This window comes from Acinetobacter sp. ATCC 27244, from assembly GCF_000156555.1.
In the GTDB taxonomy this organism is placed as follows: domain Bacteria; phylum Pseudomonadota; class Gammaproteobacteria; order Pseudomonadales; family Moraxellaceae; genus Acinetobacter; species Acinetobacter haemolyticus.
This window is the reverse complement of record NZ_GG665950.1, coordinates 159,573-175,186: the sequence shown is the minus strand read 5'-3', so window position 1 is coordinate 175,186 and position 15,614 is coordinate 159,573. Positions and strand designations below refer to the sequence as shown.

The 15,614-nt window shown below is 40.0% G+C and carries 13 protein-coding genes; all 13 read right to left on the bottom strand.

Annotated features, from left to right (window positions below; translation table 11 throughout):
- Positions 1 to 212 (bottom strand): type IV pilin protein (locus tag HMPREF0023_RS16845; protein ID WP_008941162.1); only part of this gene is annotated, 212 nt, incomplete at its 3' end.
- A complete protein-coding gene (locus HMPREF0023_RS02960) occupies positions 196 to 4,452 on the bottom strand; it encodes a PilC/PilY family type IV pilus protein (protein ID WP_008941161.1) in 4,257 nt (1,418 codons plus the stop codon). The genes HMPREF0023_RS02960 and HMPREF0023_RS16845, both read right to left, overlap by 17 nt.
- A 13-nt stretch (positions 4,453 to 4,465) precedes the next feature.
- Positions 4,466 to 5,200: a pilus assembly PilX family protein gene (locus HMPREF0023_RS02955; RefSeq protein WP_004641259.1), complete on the bottom strand. Its 735-nt coding sequence runs from the start codon at positions 5,198 to 5,200 to the stop codon at positions 4,466 to 4,468.
- A 2-nt stretch (positions 5,201 to 5,202) separates the two neighbouring features.
- Positions 5,203 to 6,333, bottom strand: a complete 1,131-nt coding sequence (locus HMPREF0023_RS02950) for a PilW family protein (protein ID WP_080591904.1) — start codon at positions 6,331 to 6,333, stop codon at positions 5,203 to 5,205.
- A gap of 1 nt (position 6,334) precedes the next feature.
- Positions 6,335 to 6,823 (bottom strand): type IV pilus modification protein PilV, encoded by a 489-nt coding sequence (gene pilV / locus HMPREF0023_RS02945; protein ID WP_004641261.1) that lies wholly within the window; start codon positions 6,821 to 6,823, stop codon positions 6,335 to 6,337.
- Positions 6,820 to 7,416: a prepilin-type N-terminal cleavage/methylation domain-containing protein gene (locus HMPREF0023_RS02940; protein ID WP_017396546.1), complete on the bottom strand. Its 597-nt coding sequence runs from the start codon at positions 7,414 to 7,416 to the stop codon at positions 6,820 to 6,822. Before HMPREF0023_RS02940 ends, pilV (HMPREF0023_RS02945) begins: the two co-directional genes overlap by 4 nt.
- A 274-nt stretch (positions 7,417 to 7,690) precedes the next feature.
- Positions 7,691 to 8,149: a type IV pilin protein gene (locus HMPREF0023_RS02935; protein WP_004641266.1), complete on the bottom strand. Its 459-nt coding sequence runs from the start codon at positions 8,147 to 8,149 to the stop codon at positions 7,691 to 7,693.
- A complete protein-coding gene (locus HMPREF0023_RS02930; protein ID WP_004641267.1) occupies positions 8,143 to 8,640 on the bottom strand; it encodes a type IV pilin protein in 498 nt (165 codons plus the stop codon). The genes HMPREF0023_RS02935 and HMPREF0023_RS02930 overlap by 7 nt, the downstream gene beginning before the upstream one ends.
- A gap of 9 nt (positions 8,641 to 8,649) precedes the next feature.
- Positions 8,650 to 12,660, bottom strand: a complete 4,011-nt coding sequence (locus HMPREF0023_RS02925) for a pilus assembly protein (protein WP_008941158.1) — start codon at positions 12,658 to 12,660, stop codon at positions 8,650 to 8,652.
- Between the two features lie 16 nt (positions 12,661 to 12,676).
- A complete protein-coding gene (locus HMPREF0023_RS02920; RefSeq protein WP_005086993.1) occupies positions 12,677 to 13,465 on the bottom strand; it encodes a hypothetical protein in 789 nt (262 codons plus the stop codon).
- On the bottom strand, positions 13,462 to 14,595 hold the full coding sequence (locus HMPREF0023_RS02915; RefSeq protein WP_004641273.1) for a PilW family protein: 1,134 nt from the start codon (positions 14,593 to 14,595) through the stop codon (positions 13,462 to 13,464). The genes HMPREF0023_RS02920 and HMPREF0023_RS02915 overlap by 4 nt, the downstream gene beginning before the upstream one ends.
- A gap of 1 nt (position 14,596) precedes the next feature.
- A complete protein-coding gene (gene pilV, locus HMPREF0023_RS02910) occupies positions 14,597 to 15,097 on the bottom strand; it encodes a type IV pilus modification protein PilV (protein WP_026056283.1) in 501 nt (166 codons plus the stop codon).
- The gene (locus tag HMPREF0023_RS02905) at positions 15,097 to 15,585 is read right to left on the bottom strand and encodes a pilus assembly FimT family protein (protein ID WP_008941156.1); all 489 of its coding nucleotides are present in this window, start codon (positions 15,583 to 15,585) and stop codon (positions 15,097 to 15,099) included. The genes pilV (HMPREF0023_RS02910) and HMPREF0023_RS02905 overlap by 1 nt, the downstream gene beginning before the upstream one ends.
- Positions 15,586 to 15,614 lie beyond the last annotated feature (29 nt).

The window sequence follows — 15,614 nt, the reverse complement described above, 5'->3', positions numbered from 1 at the left end:
AATATAAATCCCTCATAACTGAAGTTACGCGTTCGATGTTGTTCTAATAATGCAGCAATTTTATGCATCTCTTGTTGAGCTGTTGATAAGTCTGCTTTACGAATATAAATGTCATAACTCGGGATGGCGATCACTGCTAGGATAGCAATGATCGCCACTGTGATCATCAGCTCAATCAGAGTAAATCCAGATCGCCTATTCATTACTTTCATACCATTTTAGTGGCACAATTTGACGGCGCATGGTATTGATTGGCATGCCATTCCCCCCTACGATGCTATCTTTGGCATTTGGATTCAATATTTGACGTGTTGCTTCATTTTTCTCATCCACTCCTGTACCCACCCCAGCCATTACATCTACTATTCCTCGTCCCGCGCCAAAACTCATATCCGTAACATTGAGTTCACAGATACCAAAAGGTAAACAATAACGTTGTACCGTAGTAATACCTTGAGCTTGCACTCGACAACTATCTGATGTGCCATTTGGGTTGTAAACGCTGGCATATAAACTTTTATTCATGACCACCATTTCACCCAAGACTTTACTCGATGCGGTATTGGTTATTGGTGTTTCATTACCATTTGAGTCTAGCTGCTTACCAATGACAGTTTCAGCAGAAATATACCAACCATTTTGTACGCGTTTATTACCTGAATTTTGTACATCTGACAGCGTCAAAGCAGTACCATTTAACTGAGATACATCCATTTTATGTAAATCATTTAATGTAAATTTTGCTGTCAGGGTTTGATGTTCAAACTTAAAGTTGGGATGAATGACTTCACGATCAAAAAGGTTGTAGATTGTACTCGTCGATGTTCTATCACTGAAAGGAAGACTCCGATTTCCTGAAGCAATACTAATCACAGCACGAGGTTGTTCATGCCCGTATACACTAAAGTTTGGCGCTTCATAAAAGCGTTCAGTTGGATTCTTGAAAATAAGTCGAGCAAATCCTTTATTCGAGCTAGCACCTAGATTTGCATCAAAATCGATACGCCAAACTTGCCCTCCCAAATCTCCAAAATAAAGATGATCTGTCAAACCATCACCATTGCGATCTGCTGTATTAATCCGACTAACCACACTGTATTTCATTGCATCGATCTGTAAGCTACTTGCTGCATTGGCACTCGCCCACCATAAAAGCTCCCCATTTTCGGCATCAAACATATACACACCCGCACCTTTTTCACCAGCTTGATGCGAATAGGCTAGGTTTTCATAGCGTGCATCATATCCACCACCAACGATCATTACGCGTTTCAATTGCCCTTTCCAATACACTTGCGTAATTGTTGGTTTAGACCAACTTTGCCCCATTTGGCTCAATGCGATCTGTGTATTGGTATCATTGATGATCTGATCTTGATTAATAATACGTTGATGATCTGGGTCGATGTGGAATTTAAGGACTGGTTCATTCAACTTAGCCAAATCGAGTGCGTAATAACTACGCCCTCCCATACGCAAACCGCCATAGGCAACTTGTTTACCTTTTATGACTTTACCTGCATTATCTTTTAAGGTTGTGCCACTTGCATTTCTTGCTTCACCTACAGTTGCGACAACTCGACTACTACTGCTACCGCTACTTACACGCTGCATTCCATAGACATATTCACTATATAAAGTCCATGCACCATCTACACCATATGCCATATTGGCTTTGACACCGGTTTTCTCTTTTAGGAAAGCATTGCGTTGCTGGCGGTTTTCCAACATTTCATTTGGTACAAATGCAAAAGTCTCCTCACCTGTTTTTGCATCGACCACATGTAATAAACCTTGTGTTGTACCAAACAACATATAGTCTTTACGCTCATTTATTGTACTATCCGCATTAAAAGTCGCTTCTTGCGTTAGTTTTATTGGCGTTGAATGTAGGTTCATACCAACCTGCCAATTGGTACGATTTGCTTCAGTTAAGTCGACTGCTGTAGCACCTTTTTCTAATTTATAGCCCAAGAGGCTCATCAAGTAATAATCTTCATCATTTGCATTGTCCCTTTGATTTGGCGCCAAGGAACAGCGACTACTATTTGAAGTATCTAAATAATGGTTATCTATTGTTTTTAATTGATGGGTAGCAACAAATCGAGCTTTTCCACTCTCATCATTTTCACAACCACGATTAATCAACAAAGTCCTGCCTGTAAGATTTGCTGACGTTTTCAAACTCTCAAGTTTGGCAAGTAGACCACCTTTATTCCAATCCCTTACATCATAAGGAGATGCGTTCGTACTCCATGCATCTTTAAGCTTAAAAACTGAATTATCGTCTTGTGTGTAATATTTTTTAAAATTCCCTAACCAACTGGCTTTTTCCGTTGGTTCAAACATACTTTTATACACATCATTGGTCATACGATACGGGGTAAGCGGATCAGCAGGAAGCGTTTGCAATCCAATGGGGTCTGACTCCATTTCAATCAGATTTTGATTAAAGTCAAGAATACCTTCTGCAATACTCTGAGCACTCGATAATTGATACCAGCCACCACCGCCATGCACCCCCCAACGCGCTAAATTTGCAACATCAGCGTTATGATTAGGGTCTAAAGGCACAGGAACAACATTATCTAACAACTTCGTGAGTTTATTGGTCAAGTTATCCAAACCCAACAATCCCAACACAACATTCAGCGCACTTAAAAGATTACCTACGACCCCAAGTAAGCTAGACAAAACTGTGGTTGGGGCTTTTATTGTTCCCAACTCTTCCGATGTCTTCGCATTTGGAATATGAGCAAAGTCTCGCCCAATACCACCCACACCAGTTTTTATACCTACACCATTATTATAAGTTCCATCTTTCAGCACACCAGCATAATTTGCAATACAGTTCCAAGTCGCTGAGGATGAACCATTTGCCCATCCACTAGGAACAGTACCGCAATTAAAAATCGTATTACTTGATGGATTTAATGATCGACTCATTAATTTACGTACTGGGCTATTACTCGAATTAAAAGGTTCACGCGTTGCCCCTCCTAATAACCCATCAAGCAAATTTGGATCTAGATCAGGAATGCTACCAGTTAATACATATAAACCCTTAGCACTACATTGATTGCTTATTGTTGACGGACCAACATAACGATTTCCTGACTTACTGGTAGCAACAGAGACAGGGAAACCACTATAAGCAGATGTATATTGAAGATCATCGTTATAGCGATAGAACGACTTCCATTCGTTTAACTCCAAACCAACCAAAGATGTACCAGTTGTTGGTAGGTCATGGCAATTTGTTGTATTTGTCGCTGTACATTTATTTTTATACCAACCAGGCGCATTGCCACCTAGACCTAATAGACTACCATCCCTAAAAGACGCAGCCCAAGTCGCACATTTTCCCGTTACATCATAAGTACTACATTCTTGATACTCCCCTATTTTGATCAATCCAATCCCTAAAAGACTGATTTCAATTTTTCGAACTCTCCCAATCTCAACAATTCCAGTACCTTTGGTGGTATTACTCAGCAAATATGCGCCTGTTTCAGCATAAGCTGTCGCTGTTGGCGTACTTAAACCAGCAAGATTTTTTAAATCATTAATTAAAGTCGGGATTGTACCTAAAGCTCCAAGAACGACACCAACAAGATCAAGCGCCAACAATTTACTCACCAAATCATTTACTTTGGTGGTGAGACTTGTGACTGGATCAACGCTACTTACTTCAGTGATTTTTGCTTTAATTTTGGCACGTTGTGCTGCATCTAATGGTTTCGCTTCAACAGCAATCATACCAGCCAATTCATTTTTCCCACTACCGGAAGCATTCATTGCAGGAAAAACGGACAGCCCAACAGAAACATTGTCAGGTAGAGCACTAATTCCTTTTGCTGGATTCCCATCAATTACATCATGAATCGCTTGTTTAACACGATATAAACGGTTGTAACAGCGATATGCTGGACCTGCAATTGCTAGCGGCGGTCTCTCAACCAACTCACAACTATCTTTAATATATTGAACGGAGCCTTTTAATCCAAGAAGATCAGCACCCAAAACAGGATTGGTGATACCATCAACCCCTTCTAGAATTTGTGTAACAAGTAGAGATGGGATATAACATGATTGCGGATCTGTTGGCGCTCCCGTATCTAACTTCACCAAGCCTAATAAATTAATATCAACTGTAGCAACTTTACCAAGTAAACTGGTGACATTCCCGAGCAGACCACCACTTAAACATAGTGGATAATCACGCTGTAGATCTGCAATTGGATCTGCCCCCATACTTTGAGATAAATCCACCATCAACATAATCGTGTTACTACTGCTATTTTGTTGATAAATCTCAATATCACTTGCTGAAGCAATAGAGGAGAGTATTAAAAAGCTTGATAGCACAGTACAACTGAGCAATAACCCTTTTGCTTTGTCTTGTTGTTTACGCTCACGCTTGGTTAGTTTTCTCATTTTATTATTATTCATGACTCTTACTCCCCTATGAACCTGAAGGTTCAAAGTCAGATAAGAAGCGATATTCCGCTACTTGCATATTATACAAAGGGTTTTCTTCATTACTTTTTAAACAATTGGCTACCTGATTGTCGCCATCGTGATCAATACTTTTAGTCAAACAACCTTGTTTAGGATCCGTACTATCTGTAAACAATGTTTTATTAGGATCAGAAAGTAAGCCTTTCATTACTGAAATAACGTAAACACGTAAACGGATATTATTTTCAGTTTTTGCACCTAGACTTTCAGTACCGCGTGCTAAATCAGCAAATGGCACAGTCACCTGTTCTGTCTCGCGTTTAATGTATACCTGTGTCACAACAGCAGAACGACCACTCGATACTGAATCTTTATGGCAAGCTCCACTCCCCGTTGCCATATTTACAAAAGAGGTGCTGTTTAAACGATAGCTTGCATTACTCAATTGAAAGGGTTCAGTGCCCTCAAAGCACATCACCAATTCAGCATCTCTGTTGTTTTCATTCTTAAAGAAACCAACAATGCCATTTGTTGCAGCAATATGTTGCTGAAATGCAGGATTTTGGAAAGCCATTAATGCTGCATCAGAATTTTGTAACAACAATGTTTGCATCTGATTGTTACTCACCAACTTTAATGAACTCACACTTTGGCGAATAGCAAGCGTTCCAATGATCGTGATCAACAGCACTATCATGAGTACGATAATGAGTGTTGAACCTTTTTGATTATGCATCATGCTCAAGCCCCTCCCGTACAAGTCGTTTTACTGCTATCACACCCTTCAGTTACCCAACCCATTGCATTACGAAGTGATATTGTTTGATCTACAACCTGACGTAATCGAGTATCTTGATAGGTTGGTGTTAACGTTACCTGAGTACCAAGTACCTGAAATGGCTGTTTATTCCGATCTTTGATAATAGATTGATGCCCCGCAGAATCGGCAGATTGGACCAATACACCTATTTGAACAGCATGCACATGTGGGCGTACAGTTTGAACAACGCCATCTATATTCTTGGTTTTAGCACTCAAAGCCATATAATTTTTTATATCAGTATAAGCAAGTGAGCTATTTGCGCTCTCAAGCTCACCATCGATATAACCTAGACGAACTTGAAAAAAGTCTACATTTGGTAAAATCACCTGACTTGCTGACCAACTTAATAGCAGAGGATTTGCTTCAGTGGCAGCATCTAATTGTGCTTGTGTATATTGAGCAGCTTGACAACGCAGAGATTGACGTAAATCAGTTGATGTTGAACCAACAAAATAACGCTGAACAACAAATGTATTAGTTGTTGTAGTATTTCCAGAACAATCGAAACCATCTTGTGGAGATCGATAACGAATTAACAACTGATCATTAGCTAGACCTGTAACATTGGCATTTCCAAAGCTGGTTAATTTGTTATCAGAAAAGCATGCCGTGCAATTTAAATTAATTTTTGATCCAACATTCTTTGAGGTTAGAATGATTCCTGAATAAGCAATTTGATCATTGACCGCTGGCATCGGCGAGCTCAAATTTGCTTTACGAATATCATCAACGATGAAGTTTAATCCGAAACTTGCGCTATCCTGAATATGTGCCATCGCCTTTTGTAGCTTATAACTGGTCAGGCCAGTAATAAATAATTGTGTTGCTGCAGCGACAATAATTAAGCCTAGAGCCAAAGAGACCATCAGCTCAATCAAAGTAAATCCTGAGCGAGGATTAACAAAGTGAAACTTTGTCCGAGCGCAAGACGGAGAGCTATGCTCGAAGTGGACCGATACCTCAAGACGAGAAGCTATGCTTTGGGTCCGAGGGTTTCGAGCGTAAGACGAAGAACTGTGTTTAACGTGATTTGTGAGGCTTTTTTTCATTTTAATACGCCTCCAAAAATAAACAGTGTGATCCTTTTACATACACACCATCTTTAATACATGTTTCTATCCCACGATTCCCAGATAAAGAAGTCTCTTCCCATGCAACATAGATACACTGTCTTGCTGCACCTGTTGGACATTCAGAAATAGATAAATTCATTCCATTATTTTTAGCATTTAAAGCCGCGATATTTAAATCTTGTTTTGCAATACTTGCGGCATCTCCAACAGTGGCAACCACTTCTGATGTTGGCACTGATACAGCACCCACAACATACGCTCCATCTCTTACCGCTTGAGGATTTGCTCTCATACGTTCTGCGAGATCACGTGCGATCGTGAGTGCTAAAACTTGTTTACTTGCCTCTAAACTAGCATCAACTGCCCTCAACTGTAAGGCAGCAAAACCAAGTACAGCAACAGCCAATAAGAACAACGCAACAAGTACCTCAACTAAACCCACACCTTTTTGATTGTTATATTTCATGTGCAAGCCCCCTCTCTTATTCTTGTATCTCCAGTGAGTCCAACGGCTATACAATAGGACAGCCCATTACGGAGCAAAATAAAATTTGAAGCAGCAGCAATACTTCCGTTATTTCTAAAAATAAGATGAGTTTCGGAACGACTATCAACCGTAATTCCTTTTTCTAAGTGTGCGACAAAAACTTTATTTTTATTTGGATCAGTGATTCCAAGTGCTGTTATACAACTTGCTTCCGATAAAGAACTTAAACACATGCCTGTTGTACTACGTAATGTAACGGCTTGAGCCTGTGCTTCAGATATCTTTATTGCAATCTCACGTGCTGATGATTCTAATTTCTGTTTTGAATACATACTGGCAAATGAGGGGGCAGCCATGACCGCAATAATGGCAATAATGGAAATGGTTACAATCAGTTCAAATAACGTAAAGCCTGAGCGAGGATGAGCAAAGTGGAACTTTGCCTGAGCGCAAGACATAGAGCTATGCTCGAAGTGGTAAAGATAACACTGGGCAAAGCTTAGTCGCGTCGCGAGACGAGAAGCTATGCTTCGAATACGAGGATTCGTAATGCAAAACTTTATCCGTTGCATACAGCCCTCCTATATGCACAATTTTTATAATTTTGAATAATGTTCTAATGTTTAATTATCAATTTCCTACCAAAACAGAAGGAAATCTATTTTTTGTAGATAAAAGGTAGATATTGTCAGATAACCGATAAATTGTTTAAATAAAATCAACTTAAGTTGTAAAAATGATAAATAAATCACACATCAACAAGATTAAATAAAGAGTTTAAGTAAATAAAAAAGCAAATATCGTGTGATATTTGCTTTGGTTAAATCTTAATAAATTTATGATGAATCAACGGCCATCCCAATTTGAAGTTGCTGACGGAACACAAGTCAATCCTGTCTTTTTATTACCTTTATCCCAACAACGTTCACCACGATGATTCAAGACAATATCACCATCTCCAACTTGTACGCCAGTTGGAACTGCTGTCAAAGTCCAAGTACCAGCCGTTACATTAGACAAGGTAAGATTATATAAGGTTGTTCCTCCAGACTGAGGTAAGGTTCCACTATGTCCAACATCAGCCAAACTGATTGCAGTGCCATTAGGTTTTAAAAACGTAAAATTCGCAATCTTATAACGCTGTAAGCGATTCGCCAGTTCCATCAAGTCTGCTTGAGCATCTGTACGTTTGGTCTTACGCACATGCTCTTGGTAGGATGGATAAGCGATTGCAGCTAAAATTCCAATAATTGCAACAACAATCATCAATTCAATAAGGGTAAAGCCTTGTATTTTTCTTACCATTCTTCTCGCCCTGTACCACATGTCGCATTATCGACATTCGTTGCTGTAATGTTTGCCTTGGTTTTATTTTTACAGCGGACTCCTGAACTGGTCATCAAAAAACTAAAGTTATCCACATTTGTTGTTTCGGCTGTTTTCCAAATACCGCGCATGACCCAGCTTTGTCCTGTTGCTGCACTATCTGTTAGTGATCTACTCACATCTGCTCCGTCACTAACAGTAATCGTATATTGAATCGCAGCACCTGTTGCACCAACGGGCAAAACAACCGTACTCGGAAACCCCAAATAATTGAAGTTTCTAGCTTTACTTCTTTCCAGTTCAGTTGATATGCGTTGCATTTCCTGCTGAGCTTGCGCAGCAATCGCACGCCGAACATATTCTTGATAACTTGGTATCGCTATTGCTGCAAAAATTGCAACAATAACGACAACAATCATTAGTTCAACCAAAGTAAACCCTTGAGCAGAGGTTAACCGATTATTTTGCATTGCTCACCCCTATCTAAAACGTTCATACCAACGCTGTGGTTCTAAGCAAATTCGGCTACTACCTGTGGCTATAACACCTCCTACAGTGGTAGCACCGCGATTCCCTGTTGACAGGCAATAGTTCTTATTGTTGGTACCATCTCCCGGTCCTCCATTACCACCACCTGAAGTGCCACATGTTGGATCTGTTGGATCACAATCTTTTTCATCATCAACAATTGTTGAATATTGAATACCTGCCCCTAATGAACAACCATCACCTGTGCTACAAGCAATACCTGAATCGGTAACTAATTTTTTGTCACATTGCCCGTATGGCAAGCAGAACTGGTTTAAGAAACTTTCCCCTTTGACTCCTGCACCACAGTCTCCAGAAAGTCCTGGCTTACTACCATCAAAGGTCGAAACGAATAACCGATTATTCAAGGCTATTGGTGTTGAAAACACTTTAGCGCTCTGCAACTTATTCGATTTAAATTTATAATACCATCCCTGCATTGCAGTTGGAGACATTGGATAAGGTGCAACCAGCGTTGTATCATCATTTCGATTTGCTTGTGTAATCTCTCCTAAATTAGACTTGGTCAAAGTAGGAGTGACAAAGGTGTATCCTGATTGATACAACCTACGTGCAGTAACATCTCGATCATAAATATTATAGACAGCATCGTAATCATAACCAGATGTACCAACCGTATAATCTTTTAATGGTAAGCTACGATTTCCACTTCCGATTGAAACTACCGCAAAAGTTTGCCCTGCATGATCATAAACTGAGAATGATGGCATCTCATAGAAACGAGGACTCTTTTCTGCTGCATTCAGATTCAGTAAACGTCTCGGTGTCTTCGCGAAATCCTTGGTGGATGCAGCATTATTATCTAAGTCAATTCGGAATAATTGCCCCCCTAGATCTCCAAAATACAAGTGATCGGCAAGTCCATCACCATTACGATCTTCCGTACGAATTTCACTGACAACACTATATTTCAAATCACTTGCTGCTGTTTTTACAACATTTGTAGAAGCAGTAGTACTATTTGCGCCTGCCCACCAAAGTAGCTTGCCATTATCGGCATCGAACATATAAACACCACCACCCTTTTTATTGGTTTGGTTATATGTATCACTCTCATAGCCACCTGTGTTCGCATTACCGTCTACACCACCAGCATCATATCCACCACCAACAAACATCACACGTTTACGCTGCTTATTCCATTTAACCCAAGTAATCGCAGGCTTAGACCAACTCTGCCCCATATCCCCCAATTCGTTATATGTTGTTATCGAACCATCACGGCTATAAACCTTTTTATCATCTGGAGAAATATGAAAAAGTAACTCAGGATCGTTGATATTCTGCAAATCTAAAGCATAGTAACTACGCCCGCCCATCCGCAAACCACCATAAGCCATTTGTTTACCTTTCTGATTCGTACCTTTACCCGAACCAACAGTTAAATTACCTGACCCATCGACCACATACTCTGTATATGTTGTCCAAGCGCCATCGATCCCATAATACAAGTTCGACAAACCACCAGAAGTCGTATCATATTTTTGAAATGCTTCCTTTTGTCTTTCAATCATTTCATTGGGTACAAAAGCGAACTTTTCTTGCCCGGTTTCAGCATCAACCACATGTAATAACCCCTGAGTCGTGCCAAATAGTACAAAATCCTCACGATTTTCTGTTTTCAACTCACCATTTTTATAAACAATCTTCCCTTTATTGGTAACGAGCAATGGGGAAGAATGCATAACCGCACCTATTTGGCGTAATTCAGGCGTAGTCGCTGTAATTTCTGGATTAGATGGATTTACGTTATATCCCAATAACTGCATCAAATAACCACGGTTTGCATCATTTTTATAAGTCGTATCAGTCAAATCAGCACTACTCACTCGACGTAAGCTAGTCCCTGTAACAAAAGTTGCCGCTGTGCCAGTACCACTTGCGATACGATTAGTTAATAATTTTCGGTTATCAACTGTTGCATCTGTATTCTTTCTCAGCTTCAATTGCGACCAGGCGCCACCCTTTAGAGCAAATTTAGTGCTTCCAAAAATCTCCTCATCACCATCTTTGATCGCAGGATTAGTACTTACTGCCGGAGACCATAAATCATAGTTATCTACAATTCGACCTTGACTATCAACTATATTATTACCTGCATTGTCCTTTAGCACTCCAACAACGACATTGTATTTCTTTAAGTTTCCAGCCCAAAGTTGATAAGTTTTATCTGGCGTAGGTTGGAACTGCGGGAAATAAGCTTGTTTTTGTAAAACAGCAGGATTTAGTCTATCTTTAGGTACAGTTGGTGAGCCTGTTGTAACTGCTGGAATCGACCCACCTAGCCCATTAATAAAGTTATTAACACTGTCCACTACATCTTGTGAGCTATTACCTGAGTACCAACCACCTTCACCTTTAATTCCCCATTCAGCAGCAGCCTTAGTTGCAGAATTTATAGTTCCCAAAGCGTTGAGATTTTCTTCTTGTGTTTTGCCTGGATCATAAGATGGTATGTCATTAAAATCACTGCCAAACCCCACTACTGCAGTTCTAATTTTCAATCCTGTCGGATTGTCATTTAAGAGTCTTTGGCTAAACGCCAAAGAACAACTGGTTGCTACAGTATTATTGGTTGAATCACCAGCTTGTTCAGTACATGTAAAGCTTGCACCATTCAGTGCATTTCGCATTGCTTTTGCTTGATTATGCTGACTTGAAGGCGCCCCATCGGTTAGCACATAAATTCCCTGACCACTACATTTCTTTACATCGTCAGATTGTTCTAACGATGCTGGCTTTTGATATCGTGTACCGTCAGCTGTTTTGATTCCCAGTCCAGCCGAATAATTAAAACCGTGCGGATGATCACTGCTTCTCGCTATATTTCCTCTTAAATAATAGCAAGTACCTGTAATATTACTGGTCAAATTAGAACCAGAAGTATTATTCGCCAACCGAACTGTACAGGAGCCTGTTGTATATTGAGAAAGATCTAACGGTAAATAATCAAAAGTACGTGCAGAAGTATTTGGATGACTGGTGCTCGGCCAAAATGTACAGTTCCCAGAATTATCCCATTCGTTACATTGGCTATAATGTGTCGTTCCACTACTACTATATCGAAAATAAACTGGTGCGCCACTAGGGAAATTTGAGAGTTCATTAGAGTTGAAGGTTCTCGTTCCCATAAAATATGCTGCCGCTTCTGCATAAGCGTTACCTGTTGGTGTACCTCCACGGGCATATAGTTTATTAGCAATAATATCGAGTAAAACTTGTCGATGTGTCTTAGTTACTCCATTTACATTTACCACAGCATCCAACCGCCTTGCTGGGGCTAGAATATAACCATTTCGACCAATCCCGTTAAAAGAATATGCTGATAATCCAATGATTTTATCATCTGTAATTCGCTCAATGCCTTTTGCTGTATTGCCATACAAAAGATCAAACATACCATCTTTTAAACGTGTGATACGATCATAAAATTTTCCAGTTTCTGTTTTATAATAATACACTTCAGGAGCACTTCCTTCAGAAGTAAAACCTGATAATGAAGGTGTTGTAGTGCGTTCAGTAGTACAGTCAGATTTATAATATGATCCAGCATCACCACAATTATAATATTTATACGTACTTGTTGAACTTCCTGTGCGTTTGAATGCATATCTTCGTACACTTGAAGCTGTACAGAAATACCGTGTATATGCAGGAGAGCCATTTGAGGATAATTCATTACCCGAACCGCTTACCGAACCAGTTGGAATATCACAAGCACCAGCATTTCCTATTAATTGAGGTGCTCCCATACTCCCCGAAATATCGAACAACATCATGAGGCTGACATCACCAGACTTTGCTTCTTGATAAATATCAATATCACTCGCTTGAGCAACACTGGTAATCACCAAACCTGAGCTCAACGCAGCAATCGTTGTCGCGAGTAATTTCTGACGATAAAGCCTATATTGCTTACTTTCTTGCATTTTATTTTTCATCTTTATTTACTCCCACTCAAGAGAAATTCTGGGTGATCGTGTATTCACTTACCTGAGTGGTAAATGGTACGTTCAAACTTGCTAAACATTCTGTGACCGTCTTAAGCGGATTGTCCTTATCTGCTGTCCCTGCAGGAATTGTAGGTGCTGTTGTATCTTCTGGAATTGAAAGCTCACTCATACGTTGTTGCAAACAAACATTAATAAAATTCCGATCCACACTGCTTAGACTAGGCATCAAAGACACAGCAAAAATTTTTACGCGTTTCGCTTCCTCTATTTGAGCTTCTTTTGGATCAGTACCCCTTTGTCGATCATAAAAGGGGTCTTGCTCAATGGCCGTTGGGAACTTTACAGCTACCTGTGTCATCACTGCTTTTCGTCCACTGGTAAACCAATTCCCAGAAACATTTGTACGTGCATCACAGTAACCATCTGTTCCTAGAGCATTATATGTTGGCTGAGTTTTACCTGATTCCCACTGCATCAAACTGATTTTATTGATGTCGAAGAAATCACTTTGATCACCCCGAAAGCAAAATACCAACTCTTTATCTTTATCACTTTCATTATTAATATAGCCAAACATGCCACTCCCACTGAAGCTTTGGGCTAGATTCTCAGCATGCTCAATATTGAAAAATGCAGCATCCGAGTTTTGCATGACTAACTGCGAGACCTGACTATTTGTAGCGATATTGAGTCCGACGATACTTTGCCGAATCGCAATCGTTCCAATAATCGTAATAGCGACTAAAAATATAAGCACAACAATAAGCGTTGCACCTGACTGATTATGTTTCATCGACCACGCTCCCCAAAAACATTACGCAAAGCAATGGTTTGCGATACAACTTGTCTAACATATTTCGTATTCGAACTTTCTGGCACTTTGACTTGGACGGTTTGATCAAGCACAATAAATTCCTGATCGTTTTTTATCGTACTTTCTGAGCCAACAGATTGAGCAGAACGGACTAACATACCCAATTGGACAGAGACAATCCGTGGTCGAGGCGCCGGAAGATTTAAATAATCATTGATTGAGACATATCGACGCCCTGCTGTTTCATCACTTTGAACATTTAGAAGCACTCTAAAGTGATCAACTCGCTTCATAATGATTTCACCAGCGTCCCCATAATTCGTAATGTTCGCTGGAGATCCTTCTACAGGGTAATAACCCGCATCACATGCCAAAGCTAAAGCTTGGTTCGGCTCGTTGGCTTGTTTATTATTGTCTTCTCTTAAAAAATAGCGCTGTACAACCACCTGTCGACCAAAAGGGGTTGTAGGATTTGCCGCATCTTGTTCCACTCGGAACCTTAAAGTATTTCCTTCACAATCGAATCCACCAACGAAAAAATCAACAGCTCCGTCACGTGTTTGCGTATATAGTGGTTCATATTGGATCACCAACTGATCACTTTCCGTCTCCTCACCATCAATCGTGATATTAGATACGCCAGTCCACATCGGTGCTGTGCCTGCAATCATTCCAGAACTGCGTGAAAGTAAATTCACATTTGCAGTCGTGCCTATAATTGATCGGTTAAGGTTACTTAATGGTGTCGCTGGTGTCGTGGTTTCATCTAATGTTGCATTAACAGAGGAAGTCAAGACGACTCCCGCAGCAGCAGTTTCATCATTGATAATGGCTTTCGAATTATTAAGATTGGTCAATCGGATATCTTGGGTGATGTAATTTAAACCAAAATTCGCATTATCCTGTATATCCGATACCCCTTGTTGCATGGATAAACTTCTTTGACCTGTCAAAAACAATAAAATCGCAGCAGCAGTAATAATCAAACCTAACGCTAGCGATAGCATGAGTTCGACCAATGTAAATCCTGAACTGGCTTTGATAAATCTTCGATTTACTGACTTATATACTGGAAAAGCATTTCCTATAGAGTCCTTATTATTGTTCATACTAATAAGTCTCCATAATCACACAAGTTGAGGTTGGGTTATAAGCATTGCCGTTTGTACAATCTCCTGTACCAGCCCCATCTGTAGCACTTGAGTCCCCCCAAGCCACGTAAATACAACTTCTATTATTTGTATTTTGGCAATCCATAATATTCATTGTCATCCCTAGCGAAGCAGCTCGATTTGCTACTTGGGACACATCAAAATCAGCTAAATCACTGTCTGTACAAGCAGTTGCCACACAGTCTGTCTGGAATGTTTTTTGTTTCGAAGCTGTTTGAATCTCTTCTTGATAAACAGCAAAAGCATTGCGATTCACTCGAATTCTCTCTGCAAGATCACGTGCAATTGAGATCGCCTGTACACGAGAAGTGCTTTCAGCACTCGCTTCTAATGCTCGATATTGTAATGCTACGAAGCCCAACACCCCGATCGCTAAAATCATTAGTGCAACTAATATCTCAACGAGACCAACGCCACGTTGATGATTTAATACGCTCATTAACATGTCCCCGTTTGTGTCTGTTGAATTGTGCCCATTTTAGAAATACTGACTAACTTAGATTTACCGCCCCCGGCCTTATCACAAATCTCAAATATATCGGTAGTTGAATCAATTAATCGCTGACAAGTAGGCGGAGTACTATTGTCCGCGATACAAACCCCACCATTTAGATTAAATAAAAGTGCGGTAGGTGATGTTGACTTCAAAACACTCTTTGATTCTGGTTGCCAGTGGAAAAGTGCTGCAGTGTTAGCACTGGGAGTCCCTGATGAATCTGTCTTTAGTTCTACTTTTATCGCTCTACGTTCAAGAACGGCTTTTGCTCTCGCCTCATTGAAAGTTGAGACCAAAGTTTGAGTACTTTTATTTAGACCTTGATTCAACACCATATTATTGAATGCAGGAGCAGCCATCGTCGCAATGATTGCTAAAACAGCAATCGTCACCATCAACTCAATTAAGGTAAATCCCCAATTTTTCCCCATCGCCTTTACCAATATTTTTTTAAATTTAT